The sequence below is a fragment of the Pirellulales bacterium genome (assembly GCA_035939775.1).
GTDB lineage: Bacteria > Planctomycetota > Planctomycetia > Pirellulales > DATAWG01 > DASZFO01.
The window spans coordinates 50,607-69,429 of the sequence record DASZFO010000159.1 but is presented as its reverse complement, the minus strand read 5'-3'; the positions used below and the strand labels follow the sequence as shown (position 1 = coordinate 69,429).

Annotated in this window: 15 protein-coding genes; 4 read left to right on the top strand and 11 right to left on the bottom strand. The window is 61.4% G+C overall.

From position 1 onward, the window contains the following. Positions 1-46: 46 nt before the first annotated feature. On the bottom strand, positions 47-3,922 hold the full coding sequence (locus tag VGY55_10470) for a family 10 glycosylhydrolase (protein HEV2970404.1): 3,876 nt from the start codon (positions 3,920-3,922) through the stop codon (positions 47-49). A 97-nt stretch (positions 3,923-4,019) separates the two neighbouring features. Further along, positions 4,020-5,351: a sulfatase-like hydrolase/transferase gene (locus VGY55_10465; GenBank protein HEV2970403.1), complete on the bottom strand. Its 1,332-nt coding sequence runs from the start codon at positions 5,349-5,351 to the stop codon at positions 4,020-4,022. 445 nt (positions 5,352-5,796) lie between these two features. Between VGY55_10465 and VGY55_10460 the strand changes: the two genes are divergently transcribed. Next, entirely contained in the window at positions 5,797-6,009 is a 213-nt protein-coding gene (locus VGY55_10460; protein ID HEV2970402.1) for a cold shock domain-containing protein, read from the top strand. 118 nt (positions 6,010-6,127) lie between these two features. Here the strand turns inward: VGY55_10460 and VGY55_10455 are convergent, their stop codons facing one another. The 3 genes from VGY55_10455 to VGY55_10445 all read right to left on the bottom strand — a co-directional run bounded on the left by VGY55_10455 (position 6,128) and on the right by VGY55_10445 (position 9,272). Next, entirely contained in the window at positions 6,128-7,801 is a 1,674-nt protein-coding gene (locus tag VGY55_10455) for a tetratricopeptide repeat protein (protein HEV2970401.1), read from the bottom strand. A 126-nt stretch (positions 7,802-7,927) separates the two neighbouring features. Next, a complete protein-coding gene (locus tag VGY55_10450; protein HEV2970400.1) occupies positions 7,928-8,740 on the bottom strand; it encodes an anti-sigma factor in 813 nt (270 codons plus the stop codon). Continuing rightward, positions 8,730-9,272 carry a sigma-70 family RNA polymerase sigma factor gene (locus VGY55_10445; protein ID HEV2970399.1) on the bottom strand — a complete coding sequence of 181 codons (543 nt, stop codon included), beginning with the start codon at positions 9,270-9,272 and terminating at the stop codon, positions 8,730-8,732. The genes VGY55_10450 and VGY55_10445 overlap by 11 nt, the downstream gene beginning before the upstream one ends. A gap of 301 nt (positions 9,273-9,573) precedes the next feature. Between VGY55_10445 and VGY55_10440 the strand changes: the two genes are divergently transcribed. Together VGY55_10440 and VGY55_10435 are read left to right on the top strand one after the other, a co-directional pair. Next, positions 9,574-10,563, top strand: a complete 990-nt coding sequence (locus VGY55_10440; protein ID HEV2970398.1) for a metallophosphoesterase — start codon at positions 9,574-9,576, stop codon at positions 10,561-10,563. A gap of 498 nt (positions 10,564-11,061) precedes the next feature. Continuing rightward, positions 11,062-12,546, top strand: coding sequence for a sigma-54 dependent transcriptional regulator (locus tag VGY55_10435; protein HEV2970397.1), 1,485 nt, complete (start codon positions 11,062-11,064; stop codon positions 12,544-12,546). A gap of 9 nt (positions 12,547-12,555) precedes the next feature. Here the strand turns inward: VGY55_10435 and VGY55_10430 are convergent, their stop codons facing one another. The 4 genes from VGY55_10430 to VGY55_10415 all read right to left on the bottom strand — a co-directional run bounded on the left by VGY55_10430 (position 12,556) and on the right by VGY55_10415 (position 14,838). Next, positions 12,556-12,996, bottom strand: a complete 441-nt coding sequence (locus tag VGY55_10430) for a response regulator (protein ID HEV2970396.1) — start codon at positions 12,994-12,996, stop codon at positions 12,556-12,558. A gap of 37 nt (positions 12,997-13,033) precedes the next feature. Further along, positions 13,034-13,357 carry a DUF883 C-terminal domain-containing protein gene (locus VGY55_10425; protein HEV2970395.1) on the bottom strand — a complete coding sequence of 108 codons (324 nt, stop codon included), beginning with the start codon at positions 13,355-13,357 and terminating at the stop codon, positions 13,034-13,036. Between the two features lie 453 nt (positions 13,358-13,810). Then, a complete protein-coding gene (locus VGY55_10420) occupies positions 13,811-14,149 on the bottom strand; it encodes an Hpt domain-containing protein (protein ID HEV2970394.1) in 339 nt (112 codons plus the stop codon). Positions 14,150-14,205: 56 nt separating this feature from the next. Next, positions 14,206-14,838: a response regulator transcription factor gene (locus tag VGY55_10415; GenBank protein ID HEV2970393.1), complete on the bottom strand. Its 633-nt coding sequence runs from the start codon at positions 14,836-14,838 to the stop codon at positions 14,206-14,208. A gap of 199 nt (positions 14,839-15,037) precedes the next feature. Between VGY55_10415 and VGY55_10410 the strand changes: the two genes are divergently transcribed. Further along, the gene (locus tag VGY55_10410) at positions 15,038-16,924 is read left to right on the top strand and encodes a PAS domain-containing protein (protein HEV2970392.1); all 1,887 of its coding nucleotides are present in this window, start codon (positions 15,038-15,040) and stop codon (positions 16,922-16,924) included. Between the two features lie 118 nt (positions 16,925-17,042). Here VGY55_10410 and VGY55_10405 read toward each other — a convergent pair whose 3' ends face one another. Both VGY55_10405 and VGY55_10400 read right to left on the bottom strand, forming a co-directional pair. Further along, a complete protein-coding gene (locus VGY55_10405) occupies positions 17,043-17,288 on the bottom strand; it encodes a hypothetical protein (GenBank protein HEV2970391.1) in 246 nt (81 codons plus the stop codon). A 236-nt stretch (positions 17,289-17,524) separates the two neighbouring features. Further along, the gene (locus VGY55_10400; GenBank protein HEV2970390.1) at positions 17,525-18,595 is read right to left on the bottom strand and encodes an FAD:protein FMN transferase; all 1,071 of its coding nucleotides are present in this window, start codon (positions 18,593-18,595) and stop codon (positions 17,525-17,527) included. Between the last annotated feature and the right edge of the window lie 228 nt (positions 18,596-18,823).

Here is an 18,823-nt window from a genome sequence, read left to right as displayed (position 1 = left end):
TGAACCTGGAATTCCGGCGAATTCCGCTGCAAGATGCGCCGCGGCGCTAGAACTTCCAGGCGTCTTTGATTCTATCGAGAACGCCCGGTTTGGCGGCTTGGTTCGGCGCCGGTGGGGCGAGCGGATTGGCAACTGCCGGCGCCGGCCCGAGCGGGACTTGTGCGTTAAGAAGCCGGGGCCAATAGCCTTCCAATTCGTAGAGGCAGTCGCCGAGGCGGCCAGAATTGAGTTGAAAGTCGGCCCGCGCGATGATCGTGCTGAGCTGAGTTTTTTCGGTGTCATTGAACACCAGGTCGAACAACTGCACGTCGTCGAGCCAAACCTCCCCGGATCCAAGTAAATCGATGCCGAACTGAAGCTGCGCGGGGGCGTCCGGTTGCAGATCGTCGATCTCGAAAATGAATTGCTTCCATTGTCCGGGGATCGGCACCACGCGCTGCGCGAAGCGGGGATCGTCCTGCCCAAGCCGAGCGGTTCGGCGAAACGGCCGGCCATCCGGAGTTCCTTCGAGCACCAGCGTCAGAGGCGGCTGCTCGGCCGGATTCGCCACTTTGAGCCAAATCGAAACGGCCAATCGCCCGGTTTGCGGTGTGACGAATGGCTCGCTCCGAACCGAAACGACCCCTCCGCCGCTCTGTAAGTGCAACGATTGCTTGCCGTCGTGCGGGGCTTCGGAATCAAGACTTGCCCGATCACCTGCTGTTGCCGACCACGTCCAACCCGGAATCTGATTGCCGCGTGCCGGCAACTCGAAGCCAGGGTTGCTCAATAGCGACAAGGGCGGAGGCGACTCCAGGACGGCCCGACGATTGTGCAGGTCCCGGATGTTGGTCGCCAACATCGATTTCGCGTCGTCGCTGAAATCGACTTGCGGCGAGGAGAGCTTCACCTCCTCCGTCCCAAAACGCACCACGTCTAAATCGTAGGCCGCCAGATCGATCGTCCAGGTCGATCCCTTCAATTGGGATGAATGCTGGCCGCCGAGTTCTTCCGGTCGAGCGCCCGGCGGTCCGTCTACCTGCACGGCGACTCGCACCGGCCAGGGAGAGTCGTTGACGACATAGGCATAGGTTCGCCCTCCGGCGTGGAGCGTGCGCAACGTGATTGGCTCGATCGAGTCGGCCACCGTTTCGAAGCGTTCCGCCGGCAGCCGCCGATAGCCCGCGATGAAATCCTTAAGCGCCGGTTCCTGTCCGAGCGGCAGCAACCATCCGCCATCAAACATGGCGTCGCTATCGAGCGCCGCCAGGCTATGAACAAACCGCCGGCGGTTGTCTTCTTGTGATGGCGAGAGCTGCGAAACAAGCAGCGTGTAGGTTTTGTCCTTGCCGAACGGGCTCTTGGCGTCGAACGATGCCAAGCGCAAGCGTTGCGGCTCGTGGTAGAAAAGACTGCCGGCAGATGACTGAGCGTGAATTGCCGCGTCCCAGTCGCTCGAACGATTGGTTTCGATGTCGACCGCTTGAGTCGCGAGGGATCCCGGCGCAGAAATCCGTTGCTGTCGAAGCAATACGATCCCTTTTTCGTTCTGATACGACTCCGGACGAATCCCCACGGCCAGCAGAGCTTCGTCAATCCGGCCGTGCGACGGAAGACCGGGGCGCAAATCACGCTCTAACTCGCGAGAATTCAACATGTTGGTGGGGGCCAGATACAGCCGAGCATCGGGCCGGACGGCCGCCAATTCGCGTTGCAAGCGGCGATGGAAGTCGGCCAGCACTTCGCTGCGCCAGAGGAGCCATGCCCGCCGTCCCGCGCCCGTCACAAACGCATCCCGCTCGGCGAACCTTCCGCGCCCTTGCCCGGGAACCGAGAGGTGAGCTTCTTGTGCAAACCGGGCGATCGTGCGGTCGTCGAGACCCCAGGCTTCACCTGGCAACTGAGCGAAGCCATCGGCCGACAACTCGATCGCCAGTCCGGCAAGCGACGGATGCCCGCCATAACGTGTGACCAACTCATGAACAACTTTGAGCATCGCGTCCTGCACGCGCGGATCGAGCACGTTGTAATAGGGGGCCATCGCGTGCTGTGAATCGTTGGCATCGGTCCATGCCGTCCCGTCGCGGCCAACCCATTCCAAGCCGACGCTATTGGGACCTCCTTCCCGAATCGCCGCTTCAAGCTCCGGCAACGGAGTGGAGAATTGCAGCATCGGAATGAATTTCAATCGCTCGCGATCGAAGAGGCGCAGCAACAACTCGAGCACGTCCTTCCGCACAGGGTCCTGGCCGAGGTCGAAGAAGATGCCCGTATCGAATCGCGGCGTCGGTTCCAAAAGCTTGCTCGGATAGATCGTGCTTCCTCCGGCCAACACCGCCATCATCAGACCATTTTGGCCAGTGGAGTTGAGATACTCGACTAGCCGGGCGCCGCCTTCGTAGAAAGTCTGCCAGTCGGTAAGGCTGTGGCCCGTGAAGGCGTCGAGCGACTCACTGGCCGAGAAGTTCGCCGAGAAAAGCGGTCGGTCGAGGTAGCCGGCCAGCAACCTCTCCCCAGGATCGTCCCCCTGAAACGCGGGCTTGAGGTGTTGTGGGCCGGACATGAGCCGCAGCTTTCCGTAGACGGCTCGCGCTCCATCGCGGCGATTGGTGAGCAACACGACCGGGGACGAAGTGCGCGGCCAAAACAGCAACCGGTGCTTGAGCCAACTCGGCTGGCCGCCGACCGCAGCACGCGACGCGTAAAAGCCCGAGTCCAGTTCGATCGGCGCCACCGCGCCGGCGGCATTCGGCTCGATAATGCTGACCCCCAGCGTTTGTTCGACGTCGCTGGGGTAATCGACTTCGAGGATGTGCGGCGTGCTGGGCTTTGCGATCGCCAACGGATACGCTTCCCAACTGGCATCGCTTCCCTTGCCGGCGGCGGCAAGCTGTACGACGCGGCCCAGCGGATGTTGGACGATCTGCGAATTGCCGCTGCCGATCGGCCCTTGCCAGGTCGGTCCCGTCTCCTTGCCGAGCGGCGCGGTAATCAGAGAGGAGAGCCGCAGCGATTTGAAACGGTCGTACCAATGCGGATTGGCCGGATCGATCTCGAGCACCTGCGTCCAGCCGGCTGAATTACTCGAACCGACGCTGGGCCGATTCCCAACGACGATCACCTGCACGCGCCGCTCGGCGATCGGCTTCGGCCATCGCAATGGTCCCCGCTCGCTCGCCTCGATCACCAGGTCGTACACTCCTTCGGTCTCGGGCAATTTCACGTCGAGCGGCACGACGGACGGATTGGCGTCGGTCGCCGTGGTTTTGATAGTATGTTCTTCAGACCAGAATTCGGTCGTTGCGCGACCGGCCAGCAATCGACTCTTGAGATAAACGGTCGTTCCCGCGGCGACCGGCAAAAGACGCGGCTTCACGTCGAGCTTCCAAAGTTCGCCGGGCGTGAAGATCAACGGGTCGTGGTCCGTGGCCACTCGGAGCATGTCGCCCGATCCGCGACGGATAAGCAACTGGTTGTCGTCCTCGTCGAGTTTGTGACGGTGCAGCTTGGCGGACAGGTCCGACAGCGGGATTTCATCTGTCACCGCCCGCGACTCGGCGTCCGCAGCGAGGCTAACGGTGATTCGCGCATCGCTGGGGGCCGTGATTTCGACGTCCGCTCCATCGTAGTCGCGAATGCTCTTTTCGCGGATTTCAATCTCCGTGTCGCTCGCAGCCCAGATCGAACCCGGCGAATCCGCAACGATCGCAAGCGGACGCACCAGCGCGAGCGTTCCTTTGTCGATCGAGATGCTCCCGTGCCATTGCCGTTCCGCGCCGCCGCCCCAACTGACGCGCAGTTGCATCGTCGGTTCCGCGGCGGCAAGCACCTGTGCGGTTAGCGCCACGAGCGCGGCGAGCCATGGCCGGAAAAGCCCTCCGACCAACAAGCCGAAACCAGGCGCAAACCGCCGTCCCGTGCTCGGACTTCCCTGTCCGACCATCGTTGGCCCAGCGGTGGATTGATCGAGAAAATGCCCAAAATGGGAGCGGGATTATAGTGACCTGCTGGCAGCCACGATAGCCCGGAAACCGACGGCGTCATTCAAGTCCGCACGACAGTTTTTCCGTCAACGGCGGGGGATCGGCTGATTCGACAGACTGGCACGAATGGTGAAACTGGTCAAAGGCCGTCCGCAGTTCCGCGATGCAGTCAGGGCAGCGGTCAGCCACTTCGTTCACTTCAAACCGATCGTCCGGCTTCACAAACAGCTCGCAGCCGCCTTCCCGCTCGTCTAGCCCTTTGTTACCGCCATCTCCTCTGTCCGGTGCCTCGATTTCCTGGCCTCTGGCCTCTAGCCCCTGGTCCCCGAAGATCCGCATGTGCCAAGCCGGCGTGACGATCGCACGCTCGTTTGGCAAGGCGATAGCGCACGCCCGGTCGCGCACCCTGTCGCTCGCGCCGGTCGCTAGCGGCAGCAACGAGCGGCCCGCGGCAAAATTTTCACGATCATTTCGCGGCAATCCACACCATTCGGCGAGCGTCGCGTATAGGTCGGCCGGTTGTACAAGGGCCTGCGTGCGCTCGCATTGCCCTGTGCCGTCGGGAAAGCGGATGAACCACGGGATTTGCGTCAGCTCGCCATACAGGGCCTCATCCACCGGTCCCAATCGGCCATGCTCGCCCAACGGAAACCCGCGCGCCGACAGCAATACCAATAACGTGTTCTCGGCGAAGGGGTGTTCCGCCAAGGCCTCGAGCAGCGAGCCAATGCACAGGTCTAAGAGCGAGACCTGCCCGGCATAGGAATGCACGATCCCCAGCAATTCGTCGGGGTCCGCTCCGGCAGGCAAATGCCGGCAGGGAACATTGGCCGACACAGGCGGCGTTGGGTCGTCTTCGTCGGCGTATTGGTTGCGAAATTCCAGCGGGGCCTCCCAAACTCGGCCAAGCGAACCCGTGTGCAGCCAAAGGCAAAATGGCTCTAGCATTGCAGAGAGCCGCTCGGCAGCCGACGCGAAGAAACCGGCCAGTTGCGTTTCCTCGATCGATTCCGCCACGTCTTGCCGCGGCGACGAATCAAGTTCATCGCGCTCGCTAAAACCGGCCGCCAATGGGTGCCGGCTGACGAGCGGATCATCGCTCACTAGCGCCGTGGAGTACCCCTCCGCATTAAGCCGCCGCGGCAAATCATGACCATGCTGCCGTTCAGCAAACACCGCTGGATCGGCCAGGGCGTGCAAGCCCAGCCAATACGCCCGATACAAGTCGGCCAGCCGCGGCGAATCAATCACTGCCCGATCGAAGAGCAACGCCTCGGCCGCCAGCCGATTCATTTCGGAGGTGGAAATCCAGGTGTTCCCATACGCGCCGACAAAGCCACTGTGAAGCCGATCGACGACCAGGCAGACGATGTTTCTGGCGTTATTCATTCAGCGGCCCGAGGAGGGACGAGTGGCCTAATTCTAGGGCAGGCAGTACGATTCGGCGAGGCGGCAGGCCTCGTTGCCTCTTCCACTGCGTCCGCCCCTCTGCGGAGAATCCTAACGCTTCTCGCACAATGGCCCAAAGAAACTTGGAAAAACAGGGCTCCGGGGGCCAAAGACCGCTTGATTCAGGCCGGCGGTTTACATACCCTTAGCGGCTGAACGTCGGCGGTCTGACAGCCTCGTCCGGCCAAGGATGGTTTGGTCCGTTGGGAGTGCCGGGGCGGTAGGTCAGCCGGTGTCGCTGGAGGGAGTGCCTCTGGCAACGCCGTCGTACGTGTAAGAGCGCGGCGGGCTTCCTTCCGGGCAGACACGTGAGCGGTGGTCGGGATCGGTCGCGCACACATCGGTCTCGAGGAAACTTAGTCAGCGTGCGTGAGGAGCGTCTAGTATGGCGTTAGGTACGATCAAGAAGTTGGTTCACGACAAGGGATTCGGTTTTATTGCCACCGGCGATGGGAGCGATGTGTTCTTCCATCATTCGGCGGTGGCCGACCAGCAGTTCGACAATCTGGAAGAAGGGCAGCAAGTCGAGTATTCCGTGGAACAAGGCTCGGGACCGAAGGGAAAAGGTCCGCGTGCCGCTTCCGTGGCCCCCGCCTGAACCCGCTTGGTCTCAAGCGGCCTCTCGGGTCGAACAAGCATACCCATCGGGGGCGGAGATTCTTCTCCGCCCCTTGTCTTTGCGCCGGCGAGCTGCGCGTCTGTCTTTTCACCGGCGGTCATTTCGCGTCGGCCGCCGACGATTTCGCTCGGTCTTGGACTTTTTTCACCCTGTCAATGAGAAAGTCCAATTTCGGCTTGAGCGAGGGCTGCAATTGCAGGCAGGCCTCGAAATCCTGTTGCGCTTCGACTCCTTGCATTAACTGCAAGCGGATCAAGCCGCGATTGGCATAAGCTGCCGCTTCGTTGCGATTGATTTCGATCGAGTGGTTCAAATCGGCCAGCGCGCCGAGCAGATCTCCCTTGTCTTCTCGCGTCAAAGCGCGATTGTTGTAGGCGGTCGGAGCGTCCGGCCGCAGCTCGATCACCTGATCGAAGTCCTTGATCGCGCCGTCCAGATCGCCGAGCGCGCGGCGGGCCAATCCGCGGTGATCGAAAACTTCTGGAATGTGAGGATCCAATTCGATCGCCTTGTCGAAATCGGCAATGGCCAGCTTCAATTGCTCCTTGGCCGCCTTGTCCTCTTCCTCGGCCCCTTGCGGATCGCTGGGCCGCCGATGTTCCGCCTGCATGTGCCGCTCGTCGGCCCGTGTGCGATAGGCGACTCCCCGATTGTGATAGATCTTGGCCAATTTCGGGTTGATCTCGATCGCCTGAGAATAATCCCCGATCGCGCCGGTGAAATCGCCCGTCAGATGCTTCGCCAGCGCGCGATTCGAATAGGCATCGACAAAGTTCGGATCAATTTCCACGGCCTTATCGAAACTGCTGATCGCGGCGGCGAAGTCCTTTGTCGCCAGCAGCGCCAACCCGCGGCCGTTGTGCGCCTCCGCCAGATGGCCGTTCAGACTGATCGCCTTATTGTAATCGACCACCGCGCCGCGCGGGTCTCCGGCGGCGAGCCGTGCCTCGCCACGCCGCGAATACGCGGGAGCGAATTGTGGATCGACGGAGATGGCCTTATCGTAGTCTTCCATTGCTCGCTTGGGGTCGCCGCCTTCCGCCTTGCGGGCGGAGCCGCGATTGGCGTATGCCTCGGCATACTGCGGATCGGCGGCGACGGCCTTGTTGAAATCGACGATGGCGTCCGCGACCTTGTCGCGCTCCATGAGGATCATCCCGCGAGCGTTGTAAGCGGCGGCGAATTTTTCGTCCAGCTCGATGGCTTTGCCGAAGTCGTTTAGCGCTCCGCTGTTGTCTCCGTTGTCGCGTCTTGCCAGCCCGCGGTTGTAATAGAAAGTTGCCTCGCCAGGTTTCAATTCGATGGCGTTGTCGAAATCGGAGACTGCTTCCTTCAATTCCTTGCGCTGATAATGGATCAGCCCGCGGCGATTGAAAGGCTCGGGCAGACGGGCGTCGGTCGCGATGGCAGCGTTATAGTCCGCCAGCGCGCCGTCCAAATCGCCGGCAGCTTGTCGATTGAAACCGCGATTGCAGTGGGCATCGGCAAGATGCGGGTCGAGTTCGATGGCGCGGTTGAAATCGGCTGTAGCTTCCGGGTAGTCCTTCAAATACTGGTGGGCGCGGCCGCGGTCGTTGTAGGCGGCGACGAAGTTGGGATTCAGGCGGATCGCGATCGTAAAATACTGGATCGATTGATCCGGATGCTGGTGCTCCAACCGTAGCAAACCTTGCTTATAGTTGGTGGCAGCCTCTTCAAGCGGGTCGGGCTTTGCACAGCCGGTCACGATCGACAGGCCGATGACGGCGATCAACGCGGAACGAACGTGCATGGGTGGATTACAACCGCAAGTCGCGGCTCCAGGGGCAATCGTGGGCGCTCGGAAGGCACTCTTGCCATAGTAGCACGCCGGAGCGCAGTTGCCCAATCCCTACGAACGTCGCTGGCGAAATGATCGTTATCTTGCGGCCTTATCATCGGCAGCCCGCTGCTTTAGCAGGCCGACGAACTGGTCCAGCTCCTCGCGATTCAGATCGGAGACAGCCCAGTATCGCATCGCCGAGTCGCGCCACGAGATGAGCCGATAGCCCTGGTAACTATCGGTTCTCGGTTCATCGGCAGCCGCTGGAACGTCGGCCAGCGGCTGAATGAAGAGATTGATGATGTGCGGACTCGCCTCCGGGCCATGCTTGTAGACCAACGCCGCGACGGGCCGGCCGTCGAGCAAATCCAAACGGCCCCCAGTCAACGGAAATCCTTCTTCCTTCAAATCCTCGACTCGCGGCGAGAAATCGATCTTCCCGGCGAACCAAGGCTTGACCGTGTGCTTATCGGTCGAGGCCACGTCCATTAAATGCTCCCCCTCCGGCATCAGCGAGCGAATGTGGTTGGAGTAAAGCTCCATCGCCATGCGGTCCGTGGCGGACTCACCCGGGGCGGCATGCATCAGACTCCAGCCCACGGCCATCACCGCAATCACGACGGCTGCCGACGCGAGCGCCTCCCAGCGATATGGGCGCGCGCGACGCTCGACGCGTACTGGGCTCGGCGCATCACTCGACAAATCGCGGAGCCGCTCGATGAGTTCCGCAGGCGCGGCGAACCGCGGCGCGTGGCTTTGGACAGCGGTCCGCACCGCTTCGGTCCGCTGGGCCAAGTCGGCGCAGGCCTGGCAACTCTCCAAATGCCGATCGATCTCCAGCGAGTGCACGAGGTCTAATTCGCCGTCGAGATAGGCATGGATCAGGTTGCGGGTTTCTTCACATTCCACGGTCAGCCTCTTTCTCCAAACGTTGGCCGAGCGATTGTTCCAACCGCTTTCGCGCCCGGGAGAGCCGCGACATGACGGTCCCCAACGGCACGCCGACGATCTCGGCCACTTCTTTGTACGACATTCCATCCAATTCGCGGAGCACGATCACCTCGCGGTACTCGATCGGCAATTCCTCGACCGCCCGTTGGACCATTTCCCGATCAGCCTTTCGGATTGCCATCGCCGGCGGGTCCAACTCGCCGCTCGGCGGTTCGTTCGTCTGGTCTACCGGCAGGGTACGGTTCAATTCGCTCGGCCGATTCTTTTGCAGCCATGTGCAACAAGTGTTTCGCACGATCGCCAGCAGCCAGCCGCGGCTGTTCTCGCCGCGATGCGTCGCAATGAACCGAATCGCGCGGAGACACGCCTCTTGCACGACGTCCTCCGCATCATGGTCGTTGCGCGTCAACCAGCGCGACAAATTGTATGCGGCGTCGAGGTGCGGGAGCACCTTCATCTCGAATTGCAGATCGGCGTCATCAACAGGCAAACGGATTCTCCACAGCCGCAGGACTCCCAACAAACAGACCGCCACCTATCCCATTTTATTCCCGCGGCGAAAAAGTTTCACCTGGGCGGGAATTTTTGCGGCGCGGCGCCGGTCCAGATCGGCAGAAAGCCACGGTTCCCGGTTGTTACGTAGTTACGTTTGTTTAAACCGGAGCCAACGGCGAGAGCGGAATCTCGCGAACGGCCCGCCGCCGACGTTGGCTCCGGGTTAAACAAAGCTTGCAGTAAATCGTTGTTGGTCAATTGCAAATCCACCACTCATCCAAACCGAAGGTAAATCCATGACTTGCCGCTCCAATATCGATCGTAGCGAAGCCTCTCCAACTTCCGTGAATCAATCGGACGACGGTGTCGATCGCCGCGGGTTTCTCGAATGCATGGCTTGGGCCGGCACGGGATTGATTTGGAGCGTGAGCGGCGGCGTGCTGTCATCGCGCGTCTTCGGCGATGAGCCCCGCGGGGCGGGGCAGGCCGATTTCACATTCGTGCAGATCAGCGACAGCCATATCGGATTCAAGAAGGCGCCAAACCAGGATGTCGCCGGAACGCTCGATCGCGCCGTCGCGCAAATCAACTCGGCCGCTGAACCCCCCGCCCTGCTCCTGCACACAGGCGACCTTACCCATCTGGCCAAACCGGCCGAATTCGATACCTGCGCCCAAATTGTCAGCCGTGCGAAGGTGGGCGGAGCGTTTTACGTTCCGGGTGAGCACGACGTGTTCACCGACGATGCCAAGCTCTATCTCGAGCGCTACGGCAAGGGAACTCGCGGCAACGGTTGGCTTAGCTTCGATTACCGGGGAGTGCATTTCGCTGGTCTCGTCAACGTGATGAACCTCAAGGCTGGCGGGCTGGGCGTGCTTGGCGCCGACCAAATTGATTGGCTCAAGCAGGATTTGGCCGGGTTGGCCGACAGCACGCCGATCGTCGTATTCGCGCACGTGCCGCTCTGGACCGTCTATCCGAAATGGGGCTGGGGCACCGAGGACAGCGCCCAGGCGCTCGCACTCCTCAAGCGTTTCGGCTCGGTCACCGTCCTCAACGGCCACATCCATCAAATTCTGCAAAAGGTCGAAGGCAACATCACCTTCCATTCAGCCCGCTCCACCGCCTTTCCGCAACCGGAACCGGGCAAGGCGGAATCTCCCGGCCCGATCAAAGACGTTGCGGCCGACAAGCTGAAGCGGATGCTCGGCGTTACGCGTGTGAGCTATGTGCAAGGGCGACGATCTCTCGCCATCGCGGACGCGACCTTGGTTGAGAACGGCTAGCCAGTCAGCCAAGGGCGCGTGAATCGCTGATCAGCTTGCTTCGGCGTCGGCCAGCGGCTTGCGCCTGCAAGGGGCGTGAGAATGTAGCCGAACTCCGCAAGACTTTCGGGATCGACAGCGATGTGACTGGACTGAATTCGCGTGCTGTCGGCTTTGATGGTGGAAACACTCTGGCCGCCGGTAAGGAGCGATTTCTCGGCATCAGAGGCTCAAATGTTTGACAACCCGTTGAGGATTCTCTAAATTAGATATGGGTAGAGGTCCAGCACGCTTCCGCACCCTTTCGCCATAGTTCGCGAAGGGGTGTTTTTTTTGGCCCCGATCGCCGGTCGCCATGGCTGTCCACGTCGTCCCGGCGGAGGCCTAAAGCCTGGTTGAGCAAGGCGCTTTGGTCAAATCTGGCGAGTCGTTGGTGGTTTCCGCCGTATATCATTGAGTTCGAGTCGCGCCGCAAGGCAATGAGAATTGGGGCCACGGATTTCTATGAAGGAGCCTTCCATGCCTTCCCTCTTGGTCATTGACGACGATGCGATGGTCTTGCAGATTTTCCGCCGCGTCTTTCAAGACACCGACACAACGGTCTTCACGGCCGAGTTGGGCGCGGAAGGGCTGGAAATGGTCAAGCGGCATCGGCCCGACACGGTGATTCTCGATATCGTGCTGCCCGACATGTCTGGGCTGACGATGTTCGAGAAGCTGCACCAACTCGATCCGAAAATTCCGGTGATTTTCATCACGGCCGGCGGGGCGAGCGACACAGCGATCGAAGCGATGAAGCTGGGGGCCTTCGACTATCTGCTGAAGCCGCTGGATTTTCCCAAAGTGCGCGAGTTGGTCGCTCGTGCGTTCGAGATTCGCCGGTTCATGCACGTGCCGGTATCGATGGCCGAGGAATCCGAGTCCGACGAGCTCGGCGATGCCCTGATCGGCCGCTGCCCCGCGATGCAAGAGGTGTATAAGGCGATTGGCCGCGTCGCGCCGCAAAACGTCACGGTGTTGATTCATGGCGAAAGCGGCACGGGAAAGGAATTAGTCGCTCGGGCCATCTATCAGCACAGCCCCCGATCGGCAGGACGGTTTCTGGCCGTCAATTGCGCGGCGATTCCCGAAGCGCTGTTGGAAAGTGAATTGTTCGGTCACGAAAAGGGCTCGTTCACCGGCGCCGATTCGAAGCGGATCGGGAAGTTCGAGCAGTGCTCCGGCGGAACGCTGTTTCTCGATGAAGTCGGGGATATGACCCCGCTCGTGCAGAGCAAGGTGCTGCGCGTGCTGCAGGAGCAACGGTTCGAGCGGGTGGGAGGCAATGAAACGATTGAAACCGACGTGCGGATCATCGCCGCCACCAATCGGGACCTGGAAGAGTTGGTCGGCAAAGGTGAGTTTCGTCCCGATCTCTATTACCGTTTGAACGGCTTCAGCATCAAACTGCCGCCGCTCCGCGGGCGAACCGAGGACGTCGCCGTGCTGTTGGAGCATTTTCTGCACCGCTTCAGCCGCGAACTTGGAAAGGACGTTTGCGAGGTATCGCCTGAAGCCCTGGAAATGATGATGCGCTATCGTTGGCCGGGCAATGTGCGGGAGTTTCAAAGCGTGCTTAAGCAGGCGCTGCTTCAGGCGATTGGATCGGTGCTTCTACCGGGGTTCTTGCCACCCGCGGTGCGATCGGCCGCCGGGGAAACCAATGGCGAGATGGAATCGCGACCGGGGGAAATCGCGGCCCTCGAGGATTTCGTCGACGAGAGGATGCAGGCCCGATCGACCGACCTGTATGCCGAAGTGTCGGCATACGTCGAGCGGATCGTGCTCACCCGCGTCCTGCGACATACGGGGGCCAATCAATCGACGGCCGCCAAGATACTGGGTATTACACGGGGCAGCTTGCGCAACAAGATTCGCACTCTAGGCATTCGCATCGATCAGGTGGTCAACCTCGCCGATCAGCAGCCGGCCAAGCTGCCGCGATCTCTCGAACCCGTGGGTTGACGATCCGGCCTATTCCGACGCGCGGGGCGATTCTTCTTTCCAGCAAAGTTGCGCGATCGTCTGCAGGAGCCGCGCTTTGTCGATGGGTTTGGCGACAAAGGCATTGATGCCGGCCGCGTGGAACCATTCCGGATCGGTCGGGTTCGAATACGCGCTAACCGCCACGATGGGGACTGGGCGTTCGCTCTCGCGGCGACGGATCTCGCGGACGGCCTGCCAGCCGTCCATGACCGGCATGTGAAGGTCCATGACGACCAGATCGACCGGCTCGCGATCAAAGATTTCGACGGCTTCGCGCCCGTTGGCCGCCAAAAAGACTCGATACCCCTGGGCTTGAAAGAGCCTCAGCCCTACCAACTGACCGGCCGGAGTGTCCTCGACAAATAAGACCCGCAACGTTCGATTTGCCGGGCCACATCCTCCATCGCGGCCGTATTCGTTCGATTTCATGGCAAAATTCGAGTCCATTGCGTGCGGCGGTCGTTCCTTACGGGCGACGGCGTTTCAAGAGCATTCCCGCGAGGAAGCCAATCCCAGCGGCGGATAGAATTGCTCGCAAGGGACGGGTGCGAATTCGAGTTTCCAAGGATTCGCTCACCTCCATCGCTTTGTGGCACCCTTTCTCGACGAAATCGGAGGCCGTACCGCGGGCGGTCTCCCAGCCGACCTGTGCCATGTTCTTGGCCTTGCATCCCATCTGCTGCAAGCTGTCGCGAAGGTCGCGGCCGCTTTCACAAATGGTCTCAGCGATTCCGCTTACGGCGGCCGCAGGGTTTTTGGAACCAGAACGGCGATGACTCATCCTCAACATGATTTCCACTCCCTTTGCCGTGCTTGCAGCCCAATTGCCATTGATCACCGCGCCTATGGGGGGGAACGACCAGCCTGATCGGCTGCGGAAACCACGAGCAGAAATCGTGCCGACTCTGGGAAATGAACCTTAGAATTCGCCGCACGATGACGGATGGTCCCGTTTTGGCCGCGAGTGTCGCAGTATTGGCGCCGCCATGATCCGGCCCAGCCCTCCTCCAACCGACCACCTTCTGCCGACTTTTCCGATCGCAGCGGTGGCGTGCTACGATTGGCTGGCCTCCAGTTGTTTTTCGATCGGCCGATTCGCGATTCGGAAACAAATACTGGCAGTTGGCGTCCATGCTGCCCGCCGGTTGACCAGCTTGATCGGCCATCTCTCAGAGCACGCGCGAGGTGGCCCAGACCCACTCAGATTGGCCATCGCCGGGGCGGCGGAACGCGGCGGCCGCGACTACCAGTAGTAGACCGCGAGCAGGTTTGCCGCGCCGGCCAACTCGGCATGCAGTCGTTCATTCAGTTCGCCGATAACGCTCAAGTTGCGGTCAACGGCCGACGCTTCCAGGCTGGCGGCAACTTCGGCAACGCCCACTGCGCCGCACGTCGCTGCAACTCCCTTCAAACCATGTGCCGCTTTGTGGAGGGCGTCAGCGTCGCCTGCGGAGATGGCAGCGCGCAGTCGAGGGAGCAACCCGGCAGAGTCGTTGAGGAAGCTCCGCACCAACTCCCGGTAAAGCTCAAGGTCTCCCCCAAGGCGGCCGATCGCAGCCTGGGGTTCGCAAGGTCCGCCCATATGACGCCGCCAAAAAAAAGAACCAGATAAAGAATGCTCGATTCGGCATTCGGCATTCAGACTAGTTTCTTCCGAACCGCCCAAACCGCCGCCTGGGTTCGGTCCGTGACGCCGATCTTCCGTAGAATATGTTGCACGTGCTCCTTGACGGTCTCGTAGCTGATGTGCAGGGCTTGTGCGATTGCCTTGTTGGTCGCTCCGAGGGTCAATTGGCGCAGCACCTCATTCTCGCGCTGCGTGAGGGGGACCTCGACGTCTGCGGAAAGCCGCGGGGTCGCCAAGGCGCCGGTCACGCGGCGCAGCTCCTCGCGCGTCCACGTTGTCTCACCCGCCGCGGCAGTTCGAATCGCTTGGACGAGTTTGTCTTTGCTGGCCGACTTCGACACGTATCCATTGGCGCCCAGCGCCACGGCGCGCGCGACATACGTCGGGTTGTCGAAAGCCGACCAAATCAGCACGGGCAAGGTCGGATGATCCAATCTGATCCGCCCTAGCGCTACGAGCCCGTCGCCATCCGGCATCCGGATGTCCATCAGGACGACGTTCGGATTATGCTTTTTCGTCAGCCGCAAGACCGATTCTCCGGTGGCCCCTTCGCCGACGATCTTGAGGTCGGTCCCTTGCAAGAGACTTTTCAAACCTGTGCGGACAACCTCATGGTCGTCGATAACCAAGATTCTGATGCTCATGCCGCACTCCAAGGGTTCGCAAACTGAGTGGTCGGTGAACTAGAATACAGGAGGGCCGCCTGCGAATTGCGGCGTTTGGTTCCGGCGACCGGCCGCGGCGTCAACAGCGCGCGAGCGCCGACCGGTCGCATGATCGAATCCTTGATATGCTAACCGCTATCGGATTAGATTGTACCCCCCGACGTTATGGAAAAACCCCGTGAAAGCCCTCGTTGAAACCGCGGATGTCGCGCTCCAAGCGGAATGGGAGACCCATCTCGTCAAGTGGGGCTTTAAGGTCGTGCCCTGTTCCGACGTGGCGGCCGCCTGGAACGTCGTTCTGGAACAGCGCCCGTCACTTTTCGTGATTGAGAGCCGCAAGGCGGATCCGGACGGCCTAGAACTCTGCCGCCGCGTGCGCACTGAAGGCAACGGCCATTTGCGGGTGATCTGGGTCGTGACCGATCGGAGCGGACCCGCGGCCGCACGGGCCGTTCTCGATGCGGGCGCCGACGATTGCTTTTCGCTGCCCCTCGACTGGCAATGGTGCGACGTCCGCATTGCGGCGGCCAAGCGAAAGATCGCCGAGTTTCGTAACCGCGAGCAAATGGAAGAAGCCCTGCGCCGCGGCAACGAGCGATTCGACCTGGCGGTCCGCGGGGCGAACGAAGGTCTGTGGGACGCCCTGGTTCTCCCCGGCGTTCCTTGGTACTCGCCCGAGACGCCGGTCTGGTACTCCCCGCGAACGAAGGAACTGCTCGGATTTCGCGACGAAGAGTTTCCGAACGTTCTGGGAAGCTGGATGTCGCGGCTTCATCCCGACGACCGAGAACGGATTATGAAGGCCGTCGCCGAGCATGTCGAACATCGCGTGCCCTACGACGTCGAGTATCGGTTGCTGACGAAATCGGGCGAATATCGGTGGTTCAGCGCTCGTGGCTTGGGGATCTGGAGCGAAGCCGGAGAGATGGTGCGGATGGCTGGCTCGCTGCGCGACGTGACCGAATCGCGGCGGACCGCCGATGCGCTGCAGGCCAGCGAGGAAAAGTGGCGCGGGCTGGTCGAGCACGCGCCCGATTTCATCCTCGTGATCGACCGAAGCGGCGCGATCCGGTTCCTCAATCGCGTCGGGCCGCAATACGAAATGAAGGACGTGGTGGGCGCCAGCGTCTTCGATTTCACGACCAACGAAGAAGACCGCCGACGTGTCCGGCAAACGATCGACTCGGTCGTCCAGACGGGAAAGCCGGCTCAATTGGAATCGTCGCTCATTGCCCCCGACGGCAACATCGCCTGGTACGCCAGCCGGTTTGGCCCGATCGAGCGCGACGGAAAGATCGATTCACTGATCGTCATCACCCGCGATATCTCCGATCGCAAGCGGGCTGATGCCGCCTTGCTCCGGGAGCAGGATTTCTTGCGGCGTCTGCTGGACTTGCACGAGCGCGACCGGCAGCTCGTCGCCTACGAGATCCACGACGGAATGGTTCAGGAGATGACCGGCGCGCTCATGCACCTCGAAGCCTCCAAGCACGCTGAGGATGACGGTCTCCGCGAGACGGAATTCGATCGCGGAGCGCGGTTGCTCCGCGAGGCGGTCAATGAAGCGCGGCGGCTGATCAGCGGTTTGCGGCCTCCCGTGCTCGACGAACTCGGGGTGATTGCCGCCGTGGAATACCTGATCAACGAAGCTCGCGGCGAAGTGCCCGAGATCGAGTTCGTCCATCGAGCGACATTTGATCGATTGGTGCCCCCGCTGGAAAGCGCCATCTTCCGGGTCGTCCAAGAGGCGCTCAGCAATATCCGCAAACACAGCGGCAGCCGCCGGGCGCGGATCGAAATCTATGAAAACGGCAGCACGCTCCGACTGGTGATCCGCGACTGGGGCCGCGGCTTTGATCCGACCAAAGTCAGCCGCGAGCGGTTCGGGCTGCAAGGCATCCGCCAGCGGGCGCGGCTGTTCGGGACGACCGCCGTCGTCGACAGCGCGCCGGGGAAAGGGACCACGATCGCCGTCGATTTGCCGCTGATCCTCAACGAAAAAGTAGAAGTACAAAGTACGAAGTTCGAAGTACGAAGCGAAGAATTGGAAAGCCGGAGTAACTAGCCGAGGCATTCATGCCGCGCCGCTGCGATCGGCTTTGGGTGCCATGCCCACGGCTCGGCGTGGGCACGGACTGTGTTGGCGCATGGCCACTCAGGGCAGTGGCCATGGCACCCGTCACTCAGGCGCTCTCGTTGCGGATCTGCTCGAGCGATTTGCCGAGCCGTTTCCGGCCGGCCGGCGGGGCAATCGTTGCCGCCCCGGTCTTGCCTTCTGTCTCGACGGATATGCCCTGCCGCAAGCTAGCAGCCAGGTGCAGACCCAAATCTTCTCCTTCGTGCCGTTCGCCGATTTGAGTGACGGCGTCGGAGAACCCCATCAGCACTGCCCGTCGGACTCCCTCCCGAATCCAAACGAAGAATCCCATGATCGCTGTCCCTCCACATCGGTGAATCGTTGCCGGCGCCCTGCGCGCCCCATTACCGCCCGTTCCGAGTGGGCCGGATGTTACCTGTTGAACCTGAGCCGTCAAATAGCAGATCGCAAGCCAGCGGCGGAGTATGAGCGGCGAGGGAAAGGTCGTTGCCGACACTGCTAGCGTCGGCGCGGACCGCGCCATGTCGGCCGTATTCACTGCAGGTCTGACCGTTTTCGACGGTCGGCTTACTTAACTGCATTCTCCGATTGCCCGCCCCGGTCATCGTCGAATCGCCGAAAATGGGTCGATTGGAATGTCTCTAACGTTCCTTCCGGCCGGCGCATGATATACGCCGCAACGCCGGGCAGTCTTTCGACGAGTACCAAGCCGGCCGTCGGTCCCATGACGCTCACTCCGGTCGAAAGGCCATCGGTCGTCGTGCAATCGGCGGCAATGACCGTCACGGAACAATGATCGGTTAGCGCCCGTCCCGTCGCGGGATCGATGACGTGCGAAAACTGTTTGCCGCCGATCACCACGTGCTGCATCGAATCGCCCGAGGTAGAGACCGCCGCGTTGGCCAGCAGCACGTAGCGGCTGGGCGAACCCTTCAGTTCGAGGGGGGCGATTCCAATCCGCCATCCATTCCGCCCCGGCGGCGGGTCGCCCACTGCGATGTCGCCGCTGCCAGCCACAAGAGCCCGCATGATGCCTTGTTCTCTCAATACGGACAGCGCCGCGTCGGAGGCGTACCCCTTGGCAATTCCCCCCAGATCGAGCCGCATTTTCGGCTTGAGCAGCCGAACCGCGTGTTGCTCCGAGTCCAGCTCGAGAAACCCATAGCCGACCGCCTCGCGCGCCGCGGTGATGGCCTCGGTCGAGGGCAGCTCTCCGGTCCGCCGCGCTCGGCGCCAGAGCTTCACCAGCGGCCCGACCGTGCAATCGAAGGCACCGCCGGTTTGCTCTGAAATTGCCTTGGCGCGCGTGAGCACCCGCCACAAATCATCGCTCACGGGAACGGGTTTGGGCGACGGGGCCGTGTCGCTCAAGCGGCTCAACTCGCTTTGCGGCAGGTAGTCGCTCATCATCTCATCGAGCTGCTTGATGCGAGCGAAAGCGGCCGCGGCAGCCCGTTTGGCGGCCGGTTCGTCCGGGGCGTAGAGCGTGACTTGGAAATCCACCGCCATGTGGACCTCGCTGAATTCAAACCGCGCCAGCGCCGGCTCGCCGGCTTTAAGCGACGCGCCGGCAGATGCCGCTGCTAATAATGCGAGCAACACCAATCCGAGTCGAAGGCCGCCCCAAAGATTACACATGGGTTTGCTCCATTTGCAGAATATCCGCCATCAGCGAAATTAGCACCGAACCGACCGGTCTGCAAAGGTCGCGGGCATTTTGGCCATCCCGCGGAAGACAAGCCATTATCAACGGGACGATAGGGATTGTCGTCGACGACTTGCAATCGAAGGTTAGCGCTATAAGATTCTGACAGCAAAACAGCCACGATAATGGAGCGGGCAACGGGAACGAGGAAACAGGGCGAC

Excerpts from the sequence above, each read along its gene's own strand:
- VGY55_10460 (HEV2970402.1), top strand. The coding sequence starts at position 5,797 with ATGGCGTTAGGTACGATCAAGAAGTTGGTTCACGACAAGGGATTCGGT.
- VGY55_10435 (HEV2970397.1), top strand. The coding sequence starts at position 11,062 with ATGCCTTCCCTCTTGGTCATTGACGACGATGCGATGGTCTTGCAGATT.
- VGY55_10430 (HEV2970396.1), bottom strand. The coding sequence starts at position 12,996 with ATGAAATCGAACGAATACGGCCGCGATGGAGGATGTGGCCCGGCAAAT.
- VGY55_10465 (HEV2970403.1), bottom strand. The coding sequence starts at position 5,351 with ATGAATAACGCCAGAAACATCGTCTGCCTGGTCGTCGATCGGCTTCAC.
- VGY55_10440 (HEV2970398.1), top strand. The coding sequence starts at position 9,574 with ATGACTTGCCGCTCCAATATCGATCGTAGCGAAGCCTCTCCAACTTCC.
- VGY55_10405 (HEV2970391.1), bottom strand. The coding sequence starts at position 17,288 with ATGGGATTCTTCGTTTGGATTCGGGAGGGAGTCCGACGGGCAGTGCTG.
- VGY55_10415 (HEV2970393.1), bottom strand. The coding sequence starts at position 14,838 with ATGAGCATCAGAATCTTGGTTATCGACGACCATGAGGTTGTCCGCACA.
- VGY55_10470 (HEV2970404.1), bottom strand. The coding sequence starts at position 3,922 with ATGGTCGGACAGGGAAGTCCGAGCACGGGACGGCGGTTTGCGCCTGGT.
- VGY55_10420 (HEV2970394.1), bottom strand. The coding sequence starts at position 14,149 with ATGGGCGGACCTTGCGAACCCCAGGCTGCGATCGGCCGCCTTGGGGGA.
- VGY55_10425 (HEV2970395.1), bottom strand. The coding sequence starts at position 13,357 with ATGTTGAGGATGAGTCATCGCCGTTCTGGTTCCAAAAACCCTGCGGCC.
- VGY55_10400 (HEV2970390.1), bottom strand. The coding sequence starts at position 18,595 with ATGTGTAATCTTTGGGGCGGCCTTCGACTCGGATTGGTGTTGCTCGCA.
- VGY55_10455 (HEV2970401.1), bottom strand. The coding sequence starts at position 7,801 with ATGCACGTTCGTTCCGCGTTGATCGCCGTCATCGGCCTGTCGATCGTG.